This window comes from Nitrosospira briensis C-128, assembly GCF_000619905.2.
Classification (GTDB): domain Bacteria; phylum Pseudomonadota; class Gammaproteobacteria; order Burkholderiales; family Nitrosomonadaceae; genus Nitrosospira; species Nitrosospira briensis.
The window spans coordinates 869,293-891,560 of sequence record NZ_CP012371.1 but is presented as its reverse complement, the minus strand read 5'-3'; the positions used below and the strand labels follow the sequence as shown (position 1 = coordinate 891,560).

Below are 22,268 nucleotides of genomic sequence, written 5' to 3'. Positions count from 1 at the left end.
CAGCCCCGGAAAGACAGTTGAGGCCGGCCGATCGGTCTTTACTCGACAGGAACGACCGGTTTTGCATCCCATATCTTGCTGGCATATTGCATGATGGTATGGTCACTGGAAAATTTACCCATGTTGGCAATATTCAGAATTGCCTTTCGTATCCATTCGTCCTGGTTCTCGTATGCGATCGCGACCTTTTCCTGACAAGCGATGTAAGCGGCATAATCCGCCAACAGCATGTACTTGTCGCCGCCCTGCAAGAGAGAATCTACAATGGGTTTAAAACGGCCCGGCTCACCCACCGAAAAAAAGCCCGAAGCGATCATATCCAGCACCGTCCGCAATTCGGCGTTATCGTGGTAAAAATCCCAAGGTTGATAACCCTTTGCTTTCGCCTCGGCGACCCCCGCCGCCGTGAGGCCGAATATGAATATATTATCCTCCCCGACTTCGTTGCGGATTTCGATATTTGCACCATCCAGGGTGCCGATCGTGAGTGCGCCGTTCAATGCCAGTTTCATGTTCCCGGTACCGGAAGCCTCTGTACCTGCTGTTGAAATCTGCTCGGAGAGGTCTGCTGCCGGAATCATTTCTTCCGCGGTCGATACGTCGTAATTGGGTATGAATACCACTTTCAGACGCCCCGCCACCTTTGGATCATTATTGACGACATCGGCGATATCGTTGATAAGCTTGATGATGAGCTTGGCAGTGGCATAGCCGGGCGCCGCCTTGCCCCCGAAAATGATGGTACGCGGAACGTACTGGGCATTTCGATCCTCGCGAAGGCGGTTATAAAGCGTCACTATATGCAATACATTGAGAAGTTGCCGTTTGTATTCATGGATCCGTTTGATCTGGACGTCGAACAGCGAATCAGCACTGATATCAATGTTGTGCTTATGCTTCAGCATGGTGACGAACCGCTCCTTGTCCGCGCGCTTCACGTCAGCGAACTCCTTGCGAAAAGAAGCGTCGTCGGCAAGCGGAATCAGATGTTTCAACTGACTCAGGTTCTTGACCCAGCCAACGCCGATGCGCGAAGTAATGAGTTCGGCCAGCCGCCGATTGGCCTGGTTCAGCCAGCGGCGCGGCGTGATACCGTTGGTAATATTGATGATCTTGCCGGGAAAAAACCTGTCGAAATCCGCAAATATGGTCTGCTTCATCAGTTCGGTATGAATTTGTGCTACCCCGTTCACCTTATGGCTGCCAATAATGGCGAGATGCGCCATGCGGACTCGTCTGCCACCTTCCTCGTCTATGATGGACATGCGGCGCAGTATCGCGGTATCGCCGGGATATCGGTGCATCACATCTTTCAGGAAGCGGCGATTGATTTCATAGATGATTTGCATATGGCGCGGCAAGACATTCTCGAACAGGGCGACTGCCCAAGTTTCAAGCGCTTCGGGCATCAGCGTATGGTTGGTATAGGCGAAAGTGCGGATCGTGATATCCCACGCTTTGTCCCAGTCGAGACGGTGCAAATCCACCAATATGCGCATCAGCTCCGGAATGGCAATGGCGGGATGCGTATCATTCAACTGGATCGCGACTTTATCCGGAAGGGCATCGAAATTGGTCTGGTATTTGTTATAGCGATGGAGAATGTCATGCAGCGAAGCGCATACGAAGAAGTATTGCTGTTTCAGGCGAAGCTCGCGTCCCATCGCGGTGGTGTCGTCCGGGTAGAGTACTTTGGACAAATTTTCGGAATCGTTCTTATCCTCCACCGCTTTGACATAATTGCCCTCGTTGAAGTAGCGTAATTCGAAATCGCGCGTCGCCTTCGCAGACCATAAACGCATGTTGTTGACGGTATGGGTGCCATAACCGGGGATAGGGGTATCAAATGCCATTGCCATTACGTCATCGGTATCGATCCAGTGGTAGCGCGATACGTCATTCTCATCTTCATATTGAACCACATGGCCGTGAAATTTGACCTGGTGCAACACCTCCGGGCGGGGGAACTCCCAGGGGTTGCCATAGCGTAACCAGTTATCCGGATGTTCCACCTGTCTGCCGTCCTCGATACGCTGCGCAAACATGCCGTATTCGTAGCGAATGCCATAGCCGTAACCCGGAAGGCTGAGCGTCGCCATGGAATCGAGGAAGCAGGCAGCGAGACGCCCAGGCCGCCGTTTCCCAAGGCGGCATCCGGCTCGATTTCACGTACGTCGTCCAGGTCGATCCCCAATTCACTGCACGCCTCACGGAATTGCTGATCAAAACCGAGATTATGTACGCTGTTCATCAGGGTGCGCCCCATCAGGAACTCCAGGGAAAAGTAATAAACCCGCTTAGTGTCATTGATGTAATAGCTGCGCATGGTCTCCATCCAGCGGTCGATCAGGCGGTTGCGCACCATGTAGGCCGCAGCAAAGAATCTGTCGCGATTGGTGGCGGTAATCGTGTCTTTACCTACCGAATAGATCAAGCCGTTGGAAAGAGAGTGTTTGACTGAATCCGTGTCGAGACCGACTTTTTCATGTTCAAAGATGGAAAGCTTTAAGGGATTATTCATGATTTATCCTGTTAGGTTTACGATAAATACAAAGATGTCCACTAGACGATACTGCTCTCACAAAAACAGGTACGGCATCAAACAGGTACGCATCAATAAGCTTGTAAATCAGCGCCTTCAGGGTCCAGTGAATGGCGCCAGAACTGATCATCACTATCAAACAGGCGATAGGTACCTCGTGGTCCCCAACTGCCGGCGTTATAACCGTTGATAAAATCGCGCTCCATCGCCCATACCTTGATGATGGGATCGACTGCGCGCCAAGCCCATTCCACCTCATCAATACGAAGAAATAATGAATGGTCACCCTGCATCACATCCAGCAGCAAGCCCTCGTAGGCGTCATGCTCCTGGTCGCTTTGCTTGCGGTAGGTGGCATCCAGGCTGATGGTGCGAGTCGTCAGATCAAATCCTGGCACCTTGACCTGAATTTCCATTTTCAGCGAGTCATTGGGCTGAATGCCCAGCATGATCCAGTTCGGGCGCGATGACTCATGATGCTCCTGGTGCATGCGGCGCAGCAAATCCTGGGGCGGCCTCTTGAAGCGGATACAAATTGCAGAACTGTTTTCCGCCATGCGTTTGCCGGTGCGCAGATAAAAAGGCACGCCAGCCCAACGCCAATTGTCGATGAACAGTTTCAGCGCCGCATAAGTTTCCGTGGCGCTGTCCGGCGCCACACCAGGTTCATCCACATAGGCGGGAACAGGTATGCCATCAATGGTGCCGCTGGTATATTGCCCGCGAAAGGCATGCGCATGTACCGAATTCTGCGTGATTGGCCGTATTGCCTGCAGCACTTTCACTTTTTCGTCCCGCAGATGTTCCGCGGCCAATGTTACCGGCGGTTCCATCGCCACGAGAGCAAGCAACTGCATCAGGTGGCTCTGGATCATGTCGCGAAGCGCCCCGGCCCCCTCGTAATAATCAGCGCGCCCAGCAATGCCCAGGGTTTCCGAATGTGTAATTTGCACATGGTCGATATAATGATTGTTCCATATCGGCTCCAGCAATATGTTGGCGAAGCGAAATACTATTACGTTTTGCACCGTACCCTTGCCCAGGTAGTGGTCGATGCGGTAGATTTGCGGCTCATTCAAATGCCGGTACAGGCTTCCCTGCAAGGTCTGCGCACTCAGCAAGTCATAGCCGAAAGGTTTTTCAATGACCACGCGGCACCAGCCCCTCTGCTGATTCAGCAACCCTATCACGCCGAGCTTGTCGATAATCGCCGGAAACGCTGAAGGTCGAACAGCCATGTAAAACACGGTGTTGGGTGGGAACCCCGGTGTTTCTTCCAACACTTTCTTTAATCTGAGATAAGCATCGCCGTTGGTGGGGGAGTTGGGATGATAATGCAACCGGGCACGGAAACGCTCGAAGGCCTGCTCATCGATGCCGTCAGCAAATTTCGACTGAAGCATCTTCGCTACCTCTGCGATCCACTGATCATTGCTCCACGGTTCAAGGCTGCAACCGAGTATTGCCATTTTGTCCGGCAAGCGCCCGGCCACGTCCAGCCGAAACAGCGCAGGAATCAATTTGAGCCGCGACAGGTTCCCGCTCGCTCCGAAGATCACCAAGACACAAGGTTCAATAGTTTTCATTCTGTATTCCCTCTTGTTTTATTGCCGGCGCCGAAAGCGGTACAAATTCCGAAACATGACTGGCGACAGCCATGACCATTTTTGTCTTATCTGGCCATTCTTAAATGTCCCATTTATGCTGGGTTTTCATTTGCCATGGGACGCGCTTGATATTCGTCATTGCCATTTGTGGTGCGTTTAACCTAAATCCGGTAGTTGATCGCTCCTTTTATAGATCAGTATTATGATTAATAACAACATTTCGTATTATTTGGCGCTCACCCTCCGGGTGAGGCCGCTACGGGGTGAATTGCACAGTTTTTGCGGCACATGGCTGCGTTGCAACTCCTTGGAATGGAACGGCGCCCCGAAGCGTCGCCCGAGGAGCCCCGCGCAGCGGGGATCGGGCAGCGCAGGGATGCCGCGATCGCGTTCCACCCGCAAGGAGGCGCCCGCATCCCGCTTCGGGGTCGCACCTTCCTGCGGAAGGCACTGCTCCGCCCTGCGCGGTCGCATTCCGCGTCGTTGCGCCTTGCCCTGCACCTCAAAAACCGTACACTTCCCCCATTCAACTACCGGATTTAGGTTTAAAACAAGCTGATGCGTAATAAAATCCATGATTGAATGTTTTCGTCAGTAGGTTCTCGCCTTCGGCGGGAAAGAATCCACGGTCAACGGCTTCAACCGGACCGGCTTGTAATCCAGCCGGCGGCCTTCGCTGAAATACAACGTATGCTTGAGCCACTTGTCGTCATCCCGGCTGGGAAAATCATCGCGCGCATGGGCGCCGCGGCTTTCCGTGCGCGCTTCCGCCGAAATCATGCTGGCCACAGCCACTTCCACTAAATTGTCGAGTTCCAGTGCTTCCACCCGGGCAGTATTGAATACTCTGCTTTTGTCCCTGATCTCGGTGTGTCTAACGCGCTCGGCCACTTCTTCGATCTTTTCCACCCCCTGCCTGAGCGTGTCCGGGAAACGGAATACGCCGCAATGCGTCTGCATGGTCTTGCGTAAATCGTCGCTTACTTGCGCTACGTTTTCGCCATCCTTCTGATTGTTCAGGCGGTCAAGGCGCGCGAGCGCTTTGTCTGCGGCATCGGCAGGCAGCTGTTTATGATGCGGATGCCTGTTCAAATCCTCGATAATCTGATTGCCGGCAGCGCGGCCGAAAACAATAATGTCGAGGAGCGAATTGGTGCCGAGGCGATTGGCGCCGTGTACGGATACGCAAGCGCACTCCCCCACGGCATAAAATCCCTGCACGACCTCCTCAGGTCCGGTTTTATACGGTGCAACCACTTGCCCATACAAATTGGTGGGGATTCCCCCCATCATATAATGCGCGGTAGGCACCACTGGAATCGGGTCATGGATCGGGTCTGTATGGGCAAATTTCATGGCGATTTCACGAATACCGGGCAATCGCGCTTTAATCACATCCGCACCGAGATGATCAAGTTTTAGCAACAGATGGTCGGCATCCCTGCCGCAGCCGCGCCCTTCCTTTATTTCCATCGTCAGCGCACGCGACACCACATCCCTGCTGGCCAGGTCTTTGGCATGGGGCGCATAGCGTTCCATGAAACGCTCACCGTTTTTATTGAGCAAATAGCCACCTTCGCCGCGCACCGCTTCGCTGATAAGTATGCCAACTCCATACACGCCAGTGGGGTGAAACTGCCAGAATTCCATATCCTCCAGAGGGAGGCCTGCGCGTATCGCCATGCCGAGACCATCGCCTGTATTGATCAATGCATTAGTGCTGGCACTGAATATGCGGGCGCCGCCCCCGGTCGCGAACAGCGTCGCCCTTGCCTGCAGGAGCATGACGTCGCCGGTTTCGATGTCCAACGCGGTCACGCCGCACACATCTCCTTCTTCATCACGGATCAGATCCAGCCCCATCCATTCAATAAAAAACTGGGTGTTGGCCTGCACATTGCGCTGATATAACGTATGCAGCATGGCATGGCCGGTACGATCCGCCACGGCGCACGAGCGCGTTGCCTGGGCGCCGCCGAAATTCTGTGATTGACCGCCAAATGGACGCTGGTAAATTTTCCCGCTCTCCAGGCGATCGAACGGCATGCCGAAATGCTCCAGTTCATACACCACTTCGCTGGCCTGGCGACACATGAATTCGATAGCGTCCTGGTCGCCGAGATAATCCGAGCCTTTCACGGTATCGTACATATGCCAGTGCCAGTTATCCTCCGTAACATTTCCGAGCGCCGCGGCAATGCCACCCTGCGCAGAAACCGTGTGGGAACGGGTGGGGAAGACCTTGGATAACACGGCGACCTTGAGTCCCGCCTCGGATAATTGTAATGCCGCGCGCATGCCGGCGCCGCCGGCACCCACGATTACCGCGTCGAATTTTCGCTTACTTATTGTCATGCCATCTCCAAAGCCCACAAAATTTCCGCAGACCAGATCGTATAAAATATCAGGGACAGGATGACCAGTATCTGTAACGTCAGGCGAATGCCGGTAGCGTGAACATAATCCATCAGAATATTGCGCATTCCGATCCAGGCATGCCAGAAGAGGCTGACAAGAAACAGGAAGGAGGCGATTCGCATCCATCGATTACTGAATATTGCTTTCCAGGATGCTTCATCATGCGGCGGCGAAATCATTAATATTGCTGCAAGCAAAAGCGTAAAGACAACCATGACCACTGCGGTGATGCGCTGAGCCAGCCAGTCACGCAGGCCGTAATGAGCGCCGGTTACGACGCGCTTTACCATATCCACGCCGCGATCAGTAGCGTGAGAATGATCCCCATGGTCAGCACCAGCTTGCTGGTGAAGCGTGCCTGTTCCAGTTTGCCGCCATAATGCAGATCCAGCGCCAGAAAACGAATGCCGGCAAAAAGATGATGCAGGAAAAACCACAAGAAGAGTGCTAGCGCGACCTTGAAAAGCGGGTTCTCCAGAAAAGATTGAAATTGAGCGTAGCCTTGCGGTGAGTTTAATATCAGGTCAAGGCCGCAAAGGAGAAGCGGAATGCCCGGAAAGAACAGCAACGCTCCGCTCAAGCGATGCAGGATCGAGATCACGGCAGGGAGCGGCTGCCTGATTTCCAGCAGATTAAGATACTTGGGACGTTTTCTCTGCAATTTTTTTCGCTCTCCGGTAGGTCGGATCCTGCCTTTACGGATTAGTGTAGACCGTTATACCGAGCGGCACAACATGAGTTCCCTCATAAATAATCCCTAAAAAAACTAAGGCATTACATTCGGATTCAGCCGGAATGTATCTTGAACGATTTTGAATTGGCAGCAGCGCGGAATATTTTTTATCCGAATTACTCGATGTACTAAAAAATCTTTTTTTTAAATCCTTCGCATCGAGCGGGATGCTTGAGCATAAAATGCGAATACGAAGGAAGGTGCATTACTCATCCATTGATGGGTGAGTTTCGGACTTCGCTACGTTGGATAAGCGTGCCGGATGCGTGTTAGACAAGCGCGTCGGATGCGTGGTAAATTCCAAGAAATTTCTTGTCCCGGCAACTCACCTACAGGAGTGCAGGAATGGATCGTCCTATTCGTATAGCGATCACGGGTGCAGCCGGCCAGATCGGTTACAGTCTACTGTTTCGCATCGCTGCGGGAGATATGCTTGGCCAGGACCAGCCTGTCATTCTGCAGTTGCTGGACATACCGCCGTCATTGCCTTCGCTCAAGGGCGTCATAATGGAGCTCGATGATTGCGCATTTCCGCTGCTGGCGGACGTAACCATCGCCGATGATCCCAAATCCGCTTTCCGCGACGCCGATATCGCAATGCTCGTGGGTGCGCGCCCACGCAGCAAGGGTATGGAGCGTAAAGATTTGCTGGAGGCGAACGGCACGATATTTATCGGCCAGGGCAGGGCGCTGAATGAAGTTGCCCACCGCGACGTGAAGGTCCTGATCGTGGGCAATCCCTGCAACACCAATGCCTACATCGCCATGAAAAATGCGCCCGACCTGAAGCCGGCCAATTTTTCGTCAATGATGAGGCTGGATCATAATCGCGCGTTATCACAAATTGCCATCAAACTGGGGCAATCGGTAGGCAGCGTAAAAAAAATGATTGTCTGGGGCAACCATTCCGCCACGCAGTACCCCGACTTGAATCATGTCGAGGTTGGTGGCAATAAGGCCGCCTCCCTCATCGATGACCCTGCTTGGGTAGAAGATTATTTCATCCCTACCGTGCAGCATCGCGGTACGGAGGTCATCGAGGCGCGTGGTATGTCGAGCGCAGCAAGCGCCGCTAATGCTGCCATCGCTCATATCCGTGATTGGGTTTATGGCACGCAAGAAAATGACTGGGTATCCATGGGCATCCCTTCCGATGGCAGCTATGGGATTCCTGATGGTGTCATGTATGGTTTCCCCGTGGTATGCGAGAAGGGGGCCTACCATATCGTTCCTGATCTTGAGATCAGCGAATTCAGTAAGGAAAAAATGCAGGCTGCGTATCGGGAACTGGTGGATGAGCGCGATTCCGTGAAGCATTTGTTTGGGAAGTCCGCAGCTTGATTTTTCAACGCCTATGATCATCTCCGCTGGTTCTCGTTTTCGCACCGCGCTTGCCGAAGAGAAGCCTCTGCAGGTGGCGGGTTGTATCAATGCGTACGCAGCGCGCCTAGCGGCCCGAACCGGGTTCAAAGCACTCTATCTTTCCGGCGGCGGTGTGGCAGCGGCGTCGCTGGGCGTGCCCGATCTTGCTATTTCGACGCTGGACGATGTACTGACCGATGTGCGCCGCATCACGGACATCACCGATCTGCCGCTACTGGTGGATGCGGATACCGGTTTCGGCGGTGCTCTCAATGTCGCCCGCACGGTGAAATCAATGATCAAAGCCGGCGCAGCGGCGATGCACATCGAAGATCAGGTTGAAGCGAAGCGTTGCGGTCATCTTCCGGGCAAGATGATTGTCAGCGAGGCGCAGATGGTGGATCGCATCAAGGCTGCGGTGGATGCCAGGACCGACCCTGAGTTTGTCATTATGGCGCGCACCGATGCACTGGCGGTTGAAGGACTGCAATCCGCCATGGACAGGGCGTGCGCTTGCGTTGAAGCGGGCGCGGATATGATCTTTCCGGAAGCCGTGACTGAACTGGACACCTACCGCCGATTCGCCGCGATCGCGCGCGTACCGGTCCTAGCCAACATAACCGAGTTTGGCGCGACGCCCCTTTATACAGTCGAGGAATTGGCCAAGGCCGACGTTTCACTGGTGCTTTATCCACTATCCGCATTTCGCGCCATGAGCGCTGCTGCCCTGAACGTGTACCGGGCAATACGCAACGAAGGCACCCAAAAGAAGACGATCGAAGCCATGCAGACTCGCGCCGAGCTATATGATTTTCTCGATTATCATGCCTACGAGGAGAAATTGAATAGCATGTTTTCCGAATCCAGAAAGCCTGAAAATGAGTAAGACCACCGAAAGCGCTCCTGCCAGAATCAAGAAATCCGTGGTGTTATCAGGTGTGATAGCAGGAAATACCGCCATCTGTAGCGTCGGCAGAACAGGTAACGACCTGCATTATCGCGGCTATGACATTCTCGACATGGCTGACAGCTGTGAGTTCGAAGAGATTGCCTATCTGCTGGTGCATGAGAAGTTGCCCACGCTGGACGAACTGGCTGCGTATAAGGAGAAACTCGAAAGCCTGCGCGATCTGCCCGCCGGCGTTAAAACCATTCTGGAAGCGATTCCGGCAACCGCTCATCCGATGGATGTGATGCGCACCGGTGTATCCGCATTGGGCACGATAGTGCCGGAGGCGGAGAAACATACCATCGATGGCGCGCGTGATCTGGCGGACCGGCTTCTGGCCTGCCTCGGCTCCATTCTGCTTTACTGGTACCACTACTCGCACAATAATCGTCGTATAGAGCTGGCAGCTGATGAGGATTCCATAGGCGGACATTTCCTGCACCTGCTGCACGGCAAACCACCACCCCAGTCGTGGGTGAAGGCAATGCATACTTCACTGGTGTTGTACGCGGAACACGAGTTCAATGCTTCCACTTTTGCCGCTCGCGTGATTGCCGGCACCGGGTCCGATTTCTACTCGGCAATCACCGGTGCTATTGGCGCGTTACGCGGCCCCAAGCACGGCGGCGCCAATGAGGTTGCATTCGATATCCAGACGCGCTATGGCAGCCCGGATGAGGCCGAGGCGGACATCCGCCGCCGCGTAGCGGATAAGGAAATCATCATCGGATTTGGCCACCCGGTATATACGAGCGGCGATCCACGTAACAGGATCATCCGGGAGGTTGCGAGGAATCTTTCAGTGGAAGCTGGCAATACGGAAATGTTCAGTATTGCAGAGAGATTGGAAACAGTAATGTGGGATATAAAGAAAATGTTTCCCAATCTCGACTGGTTCTCTGCCGTGGGCTATCACATGATGGGGGTACCGACAGCGATGTTTACACCCCTGTTTGCGATCGCGCGCACCAGCGGATGGGCCGCGCATATCATCGAGCAACGGATGGACAACAAGATTATCCGGCCTTCCGCGAATTATATCGGGCCGGAGGAGCGGGAGTTTGTGCCGATTTCGGCGCGAACGTAGCCGGATTGATTGGACCCTAATTATAAGCAAGAAACAAGGAACCTCTCTGTACAAGCCGCATGCAAAAGAGGTATCCAGGCCGAACAGGTGTAGTAATAGACAACATATCAGTTCTCAAGCTGTCGCGTGCAACTTCAATCCTTGCGCTTTCATTACTGCTGATTCGCATTACTTTTCTCTTCGTTATTGGTGCCTTGGTCGGCTGTACTTACTTCTCCCATTCGAGTGCACCTTTTGCTGGAAAAATCGGTACTGATTCGCCAATTGCATATCACTGCAAGAGTGGTCATACGGTGGATGCATCTTATCACTCCAGCACCACAGCCATTGTGCGGTACGAGGGTAGGGCTCGCGAAATGATTGTGGCGATATCGGGCAGCGGTGCACGCTACGTCGGTGGTGGGCTGGAATGGTGGACGAAGGGCGTGGGGCAGGGGTCACAGGGGACGCTCTTCCGTCATGAAGATGACGGGACTACAGGAGAAATAATCGAGATGTGTGTTCAAGTGACGAGTATAGGATTTCAAGATTAATGAAGGGGTCTCGGATAGATCGTTCGATGCGGAGAAGTTGGTTGCTGATTCAAAGTAGGTCGGGCTCTGCCCGACATGAAAAAGTTGTCGGGCAGAGCCCGACCTACAATAAATAGCCATATGTCATCCCACATCTCTAATATTCGCCCCCAACCCGATCAAGTGCTGGTGGATATCGCGGATTACGTTGTTGACCGCGATATCCGGAGCACCCTTGCTTACGAAACCGCACGCCATTGCCTGATGGATTCGTTGGGTTGTGCGATGGAAGCGCTTACTTATCCGGCTTGCACCAAGCTGCTGGGGCCGCTCATTCCCGGAACCACGGTGCGGGGCGGAGCGAGAATTCCCGGTACACGATTCGAGCTCGATCCGGTACAGGCGGCATTCAATATCGGCACGATGATTCGCTGGCTCGATTTCAACGATACCTGGCTGGCTGCGGAATGGGGTCATCCATCGGATAATCTGGGCGGGATACTTGCCGTTGCGGACTGGTGTTCGCGCAAGGCTGTGGCCGAGGGAGAGAAACCGTTCGCGATGCGCGACGTACTGACGGCGATGATCAAGGCCCATGAAATTCAGGGTTGCCTTGCGTTGGAGAATAGTTTCAACAAGGTTGGGCTGGATCATGTCGTGCTGGTGAAAGTGGCATCTGTCGCGGTCGTGATGCATTTGCTCGGCGGGAACCGCGACCAGATCGTTGACGCACTTTCACAGGCCTGGGTGGATGGACAATCGCTGCGCACTTATCGCCATGCCCCCAATACCGGATCGCGCAAATCCTGGGCGGCGGGCGATGCCACCAGTCGAGCCGTCTGGCTGGCGCTGATCACGCTTAAAGGAGAAATGGGCTACCCCTCGGCTCTCACTGCCAGGACCTGGGGTTTTTACGATGTACTGTTCAAGGGGCAATCGTTCAAATTCCCGAGGCCGGTCAAACAGTGGGGTTCGTACGTCATGGAAAACGTGTTGTTCAAGATTTCCTTCCCCGCAGAATTCCATTCCCAGACAGCAGCGGAGTGTGCGATGCAATTGCACGTCCATTTGAGGGAGCGAATCACCGATATCAAGAGAATCGTCATCCGCACTCACGAGGCTGCGATTCGCATCATCGACAAAAAAGGGCCGCTCAACAACCCCGCGGACCGCGATCATTGCATTCAGTACATCGTTGCGGTACCGCTTATTTTTGGAAGACTTACCGCCGCCGATTACGAGGATACTGTTGCCGCCGATCCGCGAATCGACGCGCTCCGCGAAAAAATAACGTGTGTCGAGGATCCGCAATTCACCAGGGATTATTACGATCCTGAAAAGCGTTCCATCGCCAACGGTCTGACGGTGGAATTCATGGACGGCAGCAAACTGGATGAGGTCGTCGTGGAATACCCCATTGGCCATCGATTCCGCCGCAACGAAGGCACTCCGCTACTGGAGGAAAAATTCAGGATCAATCTTGCGCGCCGTTTCCCGACAAAACAGCAAAAGGCGATATTCGACCTCTGCCTTGATGCACGAAAACTCGAAGAAACACCAGTCAATCAGTTTGTCGATATGCTTGTGATTTAACCCAAGTATTCTTCCAGAAGAATACTTGCGCCTGCATCAGCCCGATCCATGCTCACCAGTATCCGGATTGCCACAGTTTTCCGGCAGAGCAGAATCGATATCGAGCAATATTTTAATTGCTGCCAGCCTGACCTTCCACGATGGATTGGTGGCCGGGTCTGTCGATAACCCTGCCACCAGTTGTTCCACTCCGTCGACCTTTGCGGAATCGCAGCTGGTCAGAAAATGGCGCAGTTCATCACTACTTGCGATACCGGTGCGCCGGACGAAGTCCGGATAGTCTTCCCGCAAGTGAGTGGCAAGCCAGGCCTGGTCTATCCATTGCTTCAGCTGGCCGTAGCTGAAACTGGTGCGCACCGCCAGATCCACGGCATCGGCGTTGCTCAGGTTTTCAATATTATCGAAACCCTCCCGTTCCAGCCTCAGTTCGTGCGTATAGCTCATTCCCGCAAGCATGGAAAGTGGAAGCGCGCGATAACTATCGTCGGAAACAATACCCTTCATTATCCTGAGTGCGATACGTTCGATTGCCAGGGTCGCCCGTTTCGGATAGAAGCCAAAGAAAAAGGCTATGACCGGAAGCAGGCTCAGGCTTGCCGGAAGCGCTGCACTTGCCCTCTCAGAATTGCCTTGCAGACCGCTCCGTGCACCATCTTGTACAGCCTCGCCAGTAGTCGAGGCGGTAGCGGGAGGCAAGGATTCGGCCGCAGGCATGGAATCGGCGTCATGTGCAACAGCTGAGGTAGAGGCTAATTTAAGCTCGGTAGGGAAAGCGAAGTCGAAGGCGAAGGAGAGCACCAATGCCAGTATGCTCGCGACGATCATGCGGATGGCGCCATCGACGAAAGTGAGAGAGGTCAGATCCATTGTGAAGTATGCACGGACTACCGAACCGATGAAATAGACATATGCGCCCAGGAAACCGAACTGGAAGGCGATCTGGTTTCGGATAAGATGGGAGTAATAGGCTTCTGGATCTCTTTCGTATAATTCTGCGAAAGGCCCCATCATCAACATGTTTGCGCCAAGACTGAAATCTACACCCATTCCACCTGCTGAAGAGATGGGTTTGAACAGCAACAGGATCGAGGTGCCAAGCAGCACGATAGTCGTGGTCAACCAGACACTCCCCCGATAGGCGCTAAAGGAAGCACGCCGCCCCATCCTCCGGCGGATTTCGCTACGACGCTCGGCCGGAACCTCGCGTTGCAATCGCTGTTCCTTGCGGTTCGACATGGTTTGTATATAGCTTACAGCAAGCGATGGCACGACCAGTACCGTCAGCAATGTCATGACGAGGTTATACTGGAAAAACACCGGGTCAAACCAGTGCGCAATAGCCCGGAAATCGCGGTACGGGAGCTCATCAGGGCCTGTTGGAGAACCAAGGGCGGACTCGAGCCCAAGGCCGATAATAAAGGCCCCTGGCACCACAAATATCGACCAGTCGTACCAGGGCATGTGCCATTTCTTTCCCTCGTTTTGATCCATGCTATTCCCCTTTACTTGTTTTTTCCTCTGCCGCGGCGATAGCCTCGGCGGCTGCCCGTTTCCAAAAACGGAGGTGATCGAAAGGCCTCTCGGATCGCGTATCAGGCAAGCTCAGGCTCCACCCGAGCAGTTCCACGTGATCCGCGCGCATGATGCCACGAAATTTTCCCCATTGCGCGGAGCTAAGTGGAACCATTCCGTCGTTATCCTCGGAAATAATGTATCCATAGGGTTTGAGCCAGAATGGAAGCTCACCAGCAGGGCGGCAACTCGCGTAGGAAGCGTAATCCACATCCTCGCGGTCCGGGATAGACATGGCTGCACATGCCTTTGGGGTCAGCTCATCCAGCGCCGGGCGGCCAATGTACCGAAACCAGGCCGGAATCGACCCGCGCGATTCAAGCATCCATGCCGCCAATGGGCTGCCGCGGTGCGGGGTGGAAACAGTAAGCAAACTTTTTATGCGGTGATCCGGATCGAGATAGCTAATCAGATATCTGGCATCCAGCCCGCCCATGCTATGCGCCACCAAGGCAAAGGTAGATGTGTTGCCGCGAAGAAGTTTTGAGGCAAGCGTTTCCGCGCGCTCGGCTATGGTGCCGGCGGTGGGCACTTCGGGGATAAGGGGCGTAATATGCATATCGCGCAACGCCCCCTTTACACCGCGAAAATATTCAATAGGCCCTCTATGTGAGAAACCGAGAAAACCATGCAACAGAGCCAGCGTGGTGCGTGCCATAAAAAATGTTCTTATAAGAAAACCCAGCGAGTCGCATCCAGATCAGCGGCAAAGATTGCGGCATGCTGCGCGCCCAGATAGGGGCCGAACTGCATTATTACCGTCCTCTTCTTCATACTAGACAATATTCCGGGTTCAAGCGCCATTTAGGGATTATGCTACTAACATTAATGGTCGTGAGAAAGTAATCTCTTCGCCGGGCTCCAATGATAGACTCATCCCTTTCCTCTTGTTCCATCGGATACAAGCGTTGACTGAATCCAGAACCTCAACGGCTCAAAATCGCGAGACATAAGGAAGTTCTGAATAAGAGCTGCGCGGAAGGTTTCAAGCGGAATATAATTGAATGCGTGTTCATGGTTAGCCACATCGACATCGATTCATGCCAAGCCAATGTTATACATAAAATGAAAATAACCTGCGACATCAAAGGCAAGATAGCACTTGTCACGGGAGCGAATCGCGGAATAGGCAGCGCGATAGTCGATGCTTTCCTGCATCATGGCGCAACGAAAGTCTATGCTGCGGTTCGCAACCTGGATTCTGCCATACCGCTGACCGAGCATTATGGCGACATGGTGGAACCGGTTCAGTTGAATCTGGCTGAGCCGGAGACTATCACAGCGCTGGCGGATAGAACGAGCGATGTTCAGGTGGTGGTTAACAATGCAGCTGTCTTCAGGGCTTCAACCCCGCTGGACAGCGATGCGATAGATTCGCTCGAGTTGGCAATGAAGATCAATGTATTCGGGTTGATCCGCATGGCGCAAGCCTTTGGTCCGATTCTCAAGTCAAATGGCGGCGGTGGGTTTGTCCAGCTCAACTCGATCGCATCATTGAAATGCGCTTCGAACTTTGCGACCCACTCCGCTTCCAAGGCGGCCACTTACTCTCTCACGCAGGCGTTGCGCGAGTTGCTGGGCCAGCAGGGCACAGCAGTGCTCAGCGTGCATCCCGGTCTTATCGCCACTGACATGTCCGATAAGGCTGGCTTGAGTGGAAATGCCGAGCCTTCGTCCGTCGTGGCGGAAGGTATAATCGCCGCACTGAAATCGGGAGATTTCCATCTCTTTCCCGACACAATGGCCAAACGCATCGGGCTTGCCTACCAGAGTTTTTCCAGGAGCGTAATCGAAGCTGATATTGCAGAATATAAGGCGGAAAAAAATAACAAAGATATCGCCAGGTGATCTTGATCGAGGATCGTCAAACGGCTCGCTCAGTTTGGCTTGCTCGGTTCAGGGGTCGCAGATTCTGATCCACCCGGTGGAAATGATTTCCGCAAATCCTGGCTCGACCGATACGGCAATTTTTTAAGGAGCATCCATGACTCACAATCCATTCAACACACAAAAGGAAATTGCTCTTTCCGCGAACAGGAAAGCAAAGTTTTATTCTTTGCCTGCGCTCGAAGCATCGGGCGTGGGTAAGATTTCACGTCTGCCGATCTCCCTTCGTATTGTGCTGGAATCGGTTTTGCGCCATTGCGATGGCAAGAAAGTCACAGAAGCCCATGTGAGGCGACTCGCCAACTGGCAACCCAATGCGGCGCGGATGGATGAGATTCCCTTTGTAGTATCGCGCATCCTGCTGCAGGATTTCACCGGTGTACCGCTCCTGGTTGATCTGGCAGCAATGCGTGGTGTGGCGGAAAAAATGGGCAGGGACCCTAAGCTCATCGAGCCACTGGTGCCTGTTGATCTAGTGGTTGACCATTCGGTTCAGGTCGATTACTACGGTAACGATCAGGCGCTCAAGCTCAACATGGAAACTGAATTCCGTCGCAACAATGAGCGTTATGAATTTATAAAGTGGGGCATGCAGGCATTCGACACGTTTACGGTAGTGCCCCCGGGCATCGGTATTGTGCACCAGGTGAATCTGGAGTATCTCGCCCGTGGGGTGCACCAGAAAGATGGCGTGGTGTATCCGGATACATTGGTCGGCACGGATTCACATACCACTATGATCAATGGCATCGGAGTCATAGGCTGGGGCGTCGGGGGGATAGAAGCGGAAGCCGGGATGCTGGGGCAACCGGTTTATCTTCTCACTCCTGACGTGGTCGGTGTAAATCTTACAGGCCGTTTGCGTGACGGCGTCACCGCCACCGATCTGGTGCTGACCGTTACCGAGATGTTGCGCAAAGCTCACGTGGTGGGCAAGTTCGTGGAATTTTTCGGTGAAGGTACCGCGTCGTTATCCGTGCCTGATCGCGCCACTATCGCCAATATGGCGCCTGAATATGGCGCCACCATGGGCTTCTTTCCCGTGGATGACGCCACCATCGAGTATTTTCGCGGTACCGGGCGTAGCGAAGAGGAAGTCGCCGCGCTTCAATCCTATTTTCAGGCTCAGGAGATGTACGGTACACCCCGCAAGGGCGACATCGATTACACACGTGAACTGGAGCTTGACCTGGGCACGGTGTCGCCCTCGCTGGCAGGGCCTCGGCGCCCTCAGGACCGCATTGAAATCGACAATATCAAATCCAGGTTTACCGAACTCTTTACCAAACCCGTTGTGGAAAGCGGCTACGGTAAAAGCGCGACAGATTTGAACCTGCGTCATCCAGTGCGCAGTTGTAATGACAAAGAAATGGGCAGGGAGACTCACATCGTCGGCGCAGGGCAGGAAAACATTCCCTTGCAACTGGGGAGTGCAAGGAATGTTACGGAGATGGTCAGCAATCGTCCAATACTGGATACGGACGAAGCACCGGTATGCATATCGAACGGCCCATTCGATCTGGGCCACGGCGATGTGGTGATTGCGGCGATTACGTCCTGCACCAATACGTCGAACCCCAGTGTGCTGCTTGCAGCGGGTCTGCTGGCAAAGAAGGCGGTAGAGAAAGGACTGACGGTGAAGCGGCATATCAAGACTTCGCTGGCACCTGGGTCGCGTGTGGTGACGGAGTATCTCAAGGCTACCGGCTTGTTGGCCTACCTGGAAAAACTTGGTTTTAATCTTGTAGGCTATGGCTGTACCACTTGCATAGGCAACTCAGGGCCGCTATCCGAACCCATCGAGGAAGCGATGGGGGCAAATGATCTGGTTTGCGCCGCGGTGCTCTCCGGCAATCGCAATTTCGAAGCGCGAATTCACTCCAGCATCCGCGCAAATTTCCTTGCTTCTCCGCCGCTGGTGGTGGCATATGCCATTGCCGGGACCATGCTCAGGGATTTGACGACTGAGCCATTGGGTTTCGCGGAGGATGGGACAGCTGTCATGCTTGCGGATGTCTGGCCGCGCGAGGATGAGATCCACGCATTGATGAAATTCGCCACCAATGGGGAAACGTTCCGCCGGCTCTACAGCAACTTGACCAAGGATCATCCATTATGGAACGATGTTTCGGCGGTTTCAGGCCAAGTGTACACTTGGCCAAAGTCCACTTATATTGCCGAGCCACCGTTCTTTGAAGATTTTTCCATGCAGCCCGGGCAGATCGGCGAGGTACGGAATGCGCGCGTCCTGGGCATTTTCGGTGACTCCGTGACTACCGATCACATCAGTCCTGCCGGTGCCGTCAAAGATACTTCGCCCGCGGGAAAATACCTGCTCTCAAGCGGCGTATCAAAGCACGATTTCAATAGTTATGGGGCGCGCCGGGGGAACCATGACGTGATGATGCGAGGTACCTTCGCTAATGTACGTATCAAAAACCTGATGATACCGGGCAGCGAGGGGGGCATAACCCTGCATTATCCTGATGCTCAGCAGATGAGCATTTACGATGCAGCCATGAAATATGTGGCGGAGGGCGTACCGACGCTGGTATTTGGAGGAGAAGAATACGGTGCTGGATCAAGCCGCGACTGGGCTGCGAAGGGAGCACAATTACTCGGCGTCAAGGCGGTAATTGCCAGGAGCTTCGAACGCATACACCGCAGCAATCTGGTTGGCATGGGCGTGTTGCCGTTACAATTCAAAGGGGACGACAGCGCCCAATCGCTCGGCATCAAAGGTAATGAACAATTCGATCTTCTGGGTTTGCAAGATGTCCGCCCGCAGCAGGATGTGACACTCGTCATTCGTGAAGAAGATGGTTCAAGCCGGAAGATCGATTTACTGTGCAGAATTGATACGGCCATCGAGGTGGATTATTACCTGCATGGCGGCATATTACCTTACGTTCTCAGAGAACTCATGACAGGTTAGCAGCCTGTCATCACGCGACAAGCCGGACTACTCAGCTCGAATCAGGTAGGGGAGGGCGAAACCTGGTTTTCGCTGAAGTAGTCCGGGGCTCTCCTCAGTTTACGGTCCGTAGTTCTTCTTCCATGTTTCGGCTCGTGTTTCGCACAACCCGATCCAGACCCTGCTGAGCAGGAAAATAAGGGGTATCATTCCATAGCAGGCGGTCATACTCGGCGTTTACCACCGTATAACATTCGCATACTGAATTTTCCAGCTCTTCACGATCCAAAACCGTGATATGGCCACGGCTGTAGTGGATTGCACCTATCGTTTGCAGCTTGAGAGCGGCCTGAGTCACGCTTTCGCGGCGGACACCCAGCATGATCGCAATCTGCTCATGTGTCATTTTCAACTGCCGGCGCGGCAATCGGTCCAGGCTCATCAGCAGGAAGCGGCATAACTGCTGCTCTATATTATGGTGGCGGTTGCAAACAGCGTTCTGCGCTGTTTGGGTAATCTGCGCTTGAGTAAAACGAAGTACCAGGTGCTGTAATCCGCCCCTCAAATCGAACTCTTTTTTCAGTATCCCTGCTTTCACCCGGTAGCCCTCACCCGCGCTCTGTACAACCACGCCGGCAGGCATGCTGCCGCTGCCTAAAAGAGACGAAATACCGGTGAGCCCTTCATTACCGATTATTGAAAGTTGCACGGAGGCCCCATTCTCCGCGCCATACAAAGGCGCAACAATGCTGGTGGTGGGAAAATATGCATGAGTAATAGGCGAGCCCGGCTCATGGATTATTTTTCCCAATGGCATTGATATGAACTCAAGAAATGCGAAGAGCCGTCCATAATCCTCTCGCGGGAGGGCGGCCAAAATACGATTCTGCTTCGGGCTGTGCAGTGGAGACATAATGAGAACTCCTTTGTGTTGAGCCGTGCCGCCGAAGTGTATCCTTCGCTCGTGACACTACTACGATGACAGTGATTTAGAGGAAATCGGCTGACCTTGGTACCGCAATTGATATATAAAGAAGCATTTATCATGCCAGGCGTTATTAAACCTTCTTGAACAGGAGGTTATATAAAATAAAGGGACAAAAACAGAATATGACAATATTTTATGTTGCCTATGAGCAACATAAAAGGATCGCCTGGCTATAACTCATTGATAGTTATGGATTATTAGCTGTCTCCAGATAGAGACTGGCTAAATATACATTAAATCAATAGGTTATATAGATGTGCGAAAGGGCGCTAGCGGCTAAGAGTAATAACAGCGACGGGATGAAATGAGTTTGGCTCGTATGCGGGGCGATGCTACTCTATGTTTGAGTCGTTTTGGCGTGTCGTTATCCGCTTACAAAATTCCAATGGCAGATCATACACACGCCTTACTGATGTTTTTAATTCAATTTTTGGCAGAAATTTCCAGATTGTCTATCAACCGGGTTTTGCCCAGTCGGGCCGCTCCCAGTATCACCAGGTTTTCATCTTCCTTGCACGCTGGAGCCAGCGTATCGCGGTGCCGGATGGAAATGTAATCAATTTTCCAGTGATGTTCGTGGAGCGGTTTCTTTGCGTTTTCCTCCAATCCATGAAAATTTCTGTTGCCGTTCTCTATCTCCTGCTTCACCTTCAGCAGCACTTGATAAAGCCGTGCTGACTCGGCGCGTTCCTCGTTCGTCAGATAGCGATTACGAGAACTCGACGCCAGATTGTCTGGTGCGCGTACCGTTTCTCCCGCGACGATCTTCACCGGCAAATTCAACTGCCGTACCAGTTCACGCATGATATGCAGTTGCTGGTAATCTTTTTTACCGAATATCGCTGTCTGGGGCTGCACGATATTCAGGAGTTTCAGTACAACTGTAGCTACGCCGCGGAAAAACCCGGGGCGAAATTCACCCTCGAGAATATTGGCTACGGGTGGTGGTTCCAGCATGAACTGCTGCGGCACAGGATAAAGATCTTTTTCCCCGGGTGCAAAAATCATATTGGCGCCCCCGTGATTTTCCAGCAATTCGCAGTCATCAGCCAGAGCCCGGGGATACCGGTCAAAATCTTCTCCCGGCGCGAATTGCAGACGGTTGACGAAAATGCTGACCACGACGAAATCCGCTTCCTGCTGTGCGAGACGCACTAGCGACAGATGACCCTCATGCAGGCTACCCATGGTCGGCACAAAAGCAATGGAAGACTTATGCCTGAGGCGCGCCCGCAAGGATGAGATATCGGCAACAAGCTCCATGCTTCAATCCAAAAGTCAGAATGCATGCTCCGGCCCGGGAAATTCTCCAGCTTTCACCGCCCTGACATAATTTTCAACCGCTTCATGTATCCCGTTCGCGCCAGTCAGGAAATTTTTCATGAACCTGGCTTTCTTGCCGGAATAGATCCCCAGCATGTCATACAACACCAGTACCTGCCCCGAGCAATCTATCCCGGCCCCGATGCCGATGGTGGGAATGGACAGTTTCTTGGTAACTTCTTTTGCGAGCGCAGCGGGAACCACTTCCATCAAGAGCATTGCGGCACCGGCGCTTTCAAGGGCGACCGCGTCTTCCAGTAACTGTTTTGCCTGGTGGTCAGTCTTGCCTTGCACCTTATAGCCGCCTAACTGGTGTACGGATTGAGGTGTCAAGCCGATATGGGCACAAACCGGAATACCGCGACGGGTCAGGAATTCAACGGTTTCAGACATGACGGAACCCCCTTCAAGCTTGACCATATTTGCTCCCACAGCCATTAGCTCGGCGGCGTTCTCGAAAGTGTCCTGGGGGCTTACCTGGGACGTCCCGAAAGGCATGTCGGCCATAATGAATGCCTTGGTCGAACCGCGTGAGACGCAACGGGTATGATAGATCATGTCATCCAGCGTAACGGGGAGGGTGCTCTCCTCTCCCTGAAGCACATTACCCAGCGAATCGCCCACCAGCAGGATATCAACACCGGCGTTTTCCAGTAACGTTGCAAAGCTTGAATCGTAGCAAGTGAGGATCGCGATTTTCTCCCCATCATCCCGCATCTTCTGTAAAGCGTCCTGTGTGGTGCGCATGCTTGAGCTCCTGATGTAGTGCGTCAGATAGTCC

At 53.3% G+C, this 22,268-nt stretch carries 17 protein-coding genes and 1 pseudogene; 7 read left to right on the top strand and 11 right to left on the bottom strand.

Annotation, left to right across the window (positions count from 1 at the left end):
* Positions 1-38: 38 nt before the first annotated feature.
* The 6 genes and pseudogenes from F822_RS04040 to sdhC all read right to left on the bottom strand — a co-directional run bounded on the left by F822_RS04040 (position 39) and on the right by sdhC (position 7,228).
* Positions 39-2,521, bottom strand: a pseudogene (locus F822_RS04040) (glycogen/starch/alpha-glucan phosphorylase).
* 92 nt (positions 2,522-2,613) lie between these two features.
* Complete coding sequence (gene zwf / locus F822_RS04035; protein ID WP_025040752.1) at positions 2,614-4,128, bottom strand: glucose-6-phosphate dehydrogenase; 1,515 nt, start codon at positions 4,126-4,128, stop codon at positions 2,614-2,616.
* Between the two features lie 246 nt (positions 4,129-4,374).
* The gene (locus F822_RS04030) at positions 4,375-4,725 is read right to left on the bottom strand and encodes a hypothetical protein (protein WP_025040751.1); all 351 of its coding nucleotides are present in this window, start codon (positions 4,723-4,725) and stop codon (positions 4,375-4,377) included.
* Between the two features lie 15 nt (positions 4,726-4,740).
* Positions 4,741-6,504, bottom strand: coding sequence for a succinate dehydrogenase flavoprotein subunit (gene sdhA, locus F822_RS04025; RefSeq protein WP_025040750.1), 1,764 nt, complete (start codon positions 6,502-6,504; stop codon positions 4,741-4,743).
* Complete coding sequence (sdhD, locus tag F822_RS04020; RefSeq protein ID WP_025040749.1) at positions 6,501-6,857, bottom strand: succinate dehydrogenase, hydrophobic membrane anchor protein; 357 nt, start codon at positions 6,855-6,857, stop codon at positions 6,501-6,503. Before sdhD ends, sdhA begins: the two co-directional genes overlap by 4 nt.
* Positions 6,851-7,228 (bottom strand): succinate dehydrogenase, cytochrome b556 subunit, encoded by a 378-nt coding sequence (gene sdhC / locus F822_RS04015; RefSeq protein WP_025040748.1) that lies wholly within the window; start codon positions 7,226-7,228, stop codon positions 6,851-6,853. The genes sdhD and sdhC overlap by 7 nt, the downstream gene beginning before the upstream one ends.
* Before the next feature lie 417 nt (positions 7,229-7,645).
* On the opposite strand from sdhC, the gene F822_RS04010 reads away from it, so the two are divergent.
* The 5 genes from F822_RS04010 to F822_RS03990 all read left to right on the top strand — a co-directional run bounded on the left by F822_RS04010 (position 7,646) and on the right by F822_RS03990 (position 12,803).
* Positions 7,646-8,641 carry a malate dehydrogenase gene (locus tag F822_RS04010; protein ID WP_025040747.1) on the top strand — a complete coding sequence of 332 codons (996 nt, stop codon included), beginning with the start codon at positions 7,646-7,648 and terminating at the stop codon, positions 8,639-8,641.
* A 13-nt stretch (positions 8,642-8,654) separates the two neighbouring features.
* The gene (gene prpB, locus F822_RS04005) at positions 8,655-9,548 is read left to right on the top strand and encodes a methylisocitrate lyase (protein WP_025040746.1); all 894 of its coding nucleotides are present in this window, start codon (positions 8,655-8,657) and stop codon (positions 9,546-9,548) included.
* Entirely contained in the window at positions 9,541-10,698 is a 1,158-nt protein-coding gene (gene prpC, locus F822_RS04000; protein ID WP_025040745.1) for a bifunctional 2-methylcitrate synthase/citrate synthase, read from the top strand. Before prpB ends, prpC begins: the two co-directional genes overlap by 8 nt.
* A 59-nt stretch (positions 10,699-10,757) precedes the next feature.
* Complete coding sequence (locus tag F822_RS03995) at positions 10,758-11,231, top strand: MliC family protein (RefSeq protein WP_025040744.1); 474 nt, start codon at positions 10,758-10,760, stop codon at positions 11,229-11,231.
* 120 nt (positions 11,232-11,351) lie between these two features.
* Complete coding sequence (locus F822_RS03990; RefSeq protein WP_025040743.1) at positions 11,352-12,803, top strand: bifunctional 2-methylcitrate dehydratase/aconitate hydratase; 1,452 nt, start codon at positions 11,352-11,354, stop codon at positions 12,801-12,803.
* Positions 12,804-12,839: 36 nt separating this feature from the next.
* Here the strand turns inward: F822_RS03990 and F822_RS03985 are convergent, their stop codons facing one another.
* Both F822_RS03985 and F822_RS03980 read right to left on the bottom strand, forming a co-directional pair.
* Positions 12,840-14,294 carry a hypothetical protein gene (locus F822_RS03985; protein WP_025040742.1) on the bottom strand — a complete coding sequence of 485 codons (1,455 nt, stop codon included), beginning with the start codon at positions 14,292-14,294 and terminating at the stop codon, positions 12,840-12,842.
* Between the two features lies 1 nt (position 14,295).
* Positions 14,296-15,033 carry an esterase/lipase family protein gene (locus tag F822_RS03980; protein WP_025040741.1) on the bottom strand — a complete coding sequence of 246 codons (738 nt, stop codon included), beginning with the start codon at positions 15,031-15,033 and terminating at the stop codon, positions 14,296-14,298.
* A 407-nt stretch (positions 15,034-15,440) separates the two neighbouring features.
* On the opposite strand from F822_RS03980, the gene F822_RS03975 reads away from it, so the two are divergent.
* Both F822_RS03975 and F822_RS03970 read left to right on the top strand, forming a co-directional pair.
* Positions 15,441-16,223, top strand: coding sequence for an SDR family oxidoreductase (locus tag F822_RS03975; RefSeq protein ID WP_197272880.1), 783 nt, complete (start codon positions 15,441-15,443; stop codon positions 16,221-16,223).
* 136 nt (positions 16,224-16,359) lie between these two features.
* Entirely contained in the window at positions 16,360-19,197 is a 2,838-nt protein-coding gene (locus F822_RS03970; RefSeq protein WP_025040739.1) for an aconitate hydratase, read from the top strand.
* A 94-nt stretch (positions 19,198-19,291) separates the two neighbouring features.
* On the opposite strand, the gene F822_RS03965 is transcribed toward F822_RS03970, so the two are convergent.
* The 3 genes from F822_RS03965 to panB form a co-directional block, all read right to left on the bottom strand.
* Positions 19,292-20,089, bottom strand: a complete 798-nt coding sequence (locus F822_RS03965) for a Crp/Fnr family transcriptional regulator (protein WP_025040738.1) — start codon at positions 20,087-20,089, stop codon at positions 19,292-19,294.
* Between the two features lie 498 nt (positions 20,090-20,587).
* Positions 20,588-21,427 (bottom strand): pantoate--beta-alanine ligase, encoded by an 840-nt coding sequence (gene panC, locus F822_RS03960; RefSeq protein WP_025040737.1) that lies wholly within the window; start codon positions 21,425-21,427, stop codon positions 20,588-20,590.
* Positions 21,428-21,442: 15 nt separating this feature from the next.
* A complete protein-coding gene (gene panB / locus F822_RS03955; RefSeq protein WP_025040736.1) occupies positions 21,443-22,234 on the bottom strand; it encodes a 3-methyl-2-oxobutanoate hydroxymethyltransferase in 792 nt (263 codons plus the stop codon).
* Positions 22,235-22,268: the final 34 nt, after the last annotated feature.

Excerpts from the sequence above, each read along its gene's own strand:
- panB (WP_025040736.1), bottom strand. The coding sequence starts at position 22,234 with ATGCGCACCACACAGGACGCTTTACAGAAGATGCGGGATGATGGGGAG.
- F822_RS03965 (WP_025040738.1), bottom strand. The coding sequence starts at position 20,089 with ATGTCTCCACTGCACAGCCCGAAGCAGAATCGTATTTTGGCCGCCCTC.
- prpC (WP_025040745.1), top strand. The coding sequence starts at position 9,541 with ATGAGTAAGACCACCGAAAGCGCTCCTGCCAGAATCAAGAAATCCGTG.
- sdhD (WP_025040749.1), bottom strand. The coding sequence starts at position 6,857 with ATGGTAAAGCGCGTCGTAACCGGCGCTCATTACGGCCTGCGTGACTGG.
- F822_RS04030 (WP_025040751.1), bottom strand. The coding sequence starts at position 4,725 with ATGGATTTTATTACGCATCAGCTTGTTTTAAACCTAAATCCGGTAGTT.
- F822_RS03995 (WP_025040744.1), top strand. The coding sequence starts at position 10,758 with ATGCAAAAGAGGTATCCAGGCCGAACAGGTGTAGTAATAGACAACATA.
- F822_RS03990 (WP_025040743.1), top strand. The coding sequence starts at position 11,352 with ATGTCATCCCACATCTCTAATATTCGCCCCCAACCCGATCAAGTGCTG.
- zwf (WP_025040752.1), bottom strand. The coding sequence starts at position 4,128 with ATGAAAACTATTGAACCTTGTGTCTTGGTGATCTTCGGAGCGAGCGGG.
- F822_RS03970 (WP_025040739.1), top strand. The coding sequence starts at position 16,360 with ATGACTCACAATCCATTCAACACACAAAAGGAAATTGCTCTTTCCGCG.
- F822_RS03980 (WP_025040741.1), bottom strand. The coding sequence starts at position 15,033 with ATGGCACGCACCACGCTGGCTCTGTTGCATGGTTTTCTCGGTTTCTCA.
- panC (WP_025040737.1), bottom strand. The coding sequence starts at position 21,427 with ATGGAGCTTGTTGCCGATATCTCATCCTTGCGGGCGCGCCTCAGGCAT.
- F822_RS03975 (WP_197272880.1), top strand. The coding sequence starts at position 15,441 with ATGAAAATAACCTGCGACATCAAAGGCAAGATAGCACTTGTCACGGGA.
- F822_RS04010 (WP_025040747.1), top strand. The coding sequence starts at position 7,646 with ATGGATCGTCCTATTCGTATAGCGATCACGGGTGCAGCCGGCCAGATC.
- F822_RS03985 (WP_025040742.1), bottom strand. The coding sequence starts at position 14,294 with ATGGATCAAAACGAGGGAAAGAAATGGCACATGCCCTGGTACGACTGG.
- sdhA (WP_025040750.1), bottom strand. The coding sequence starts at position 6,504 with ATGACAATAAGTAAGCGAAAATTCGACGCGGTAATCGTGGGTGCCGGC.
- prpB (WP_025040746.1), top strand. The coding sequence starts at position 8,655 with ATGATCATCTCCGCTGGTTCTCGTTTTCGCACCGCGCTTGCCGAAGAG.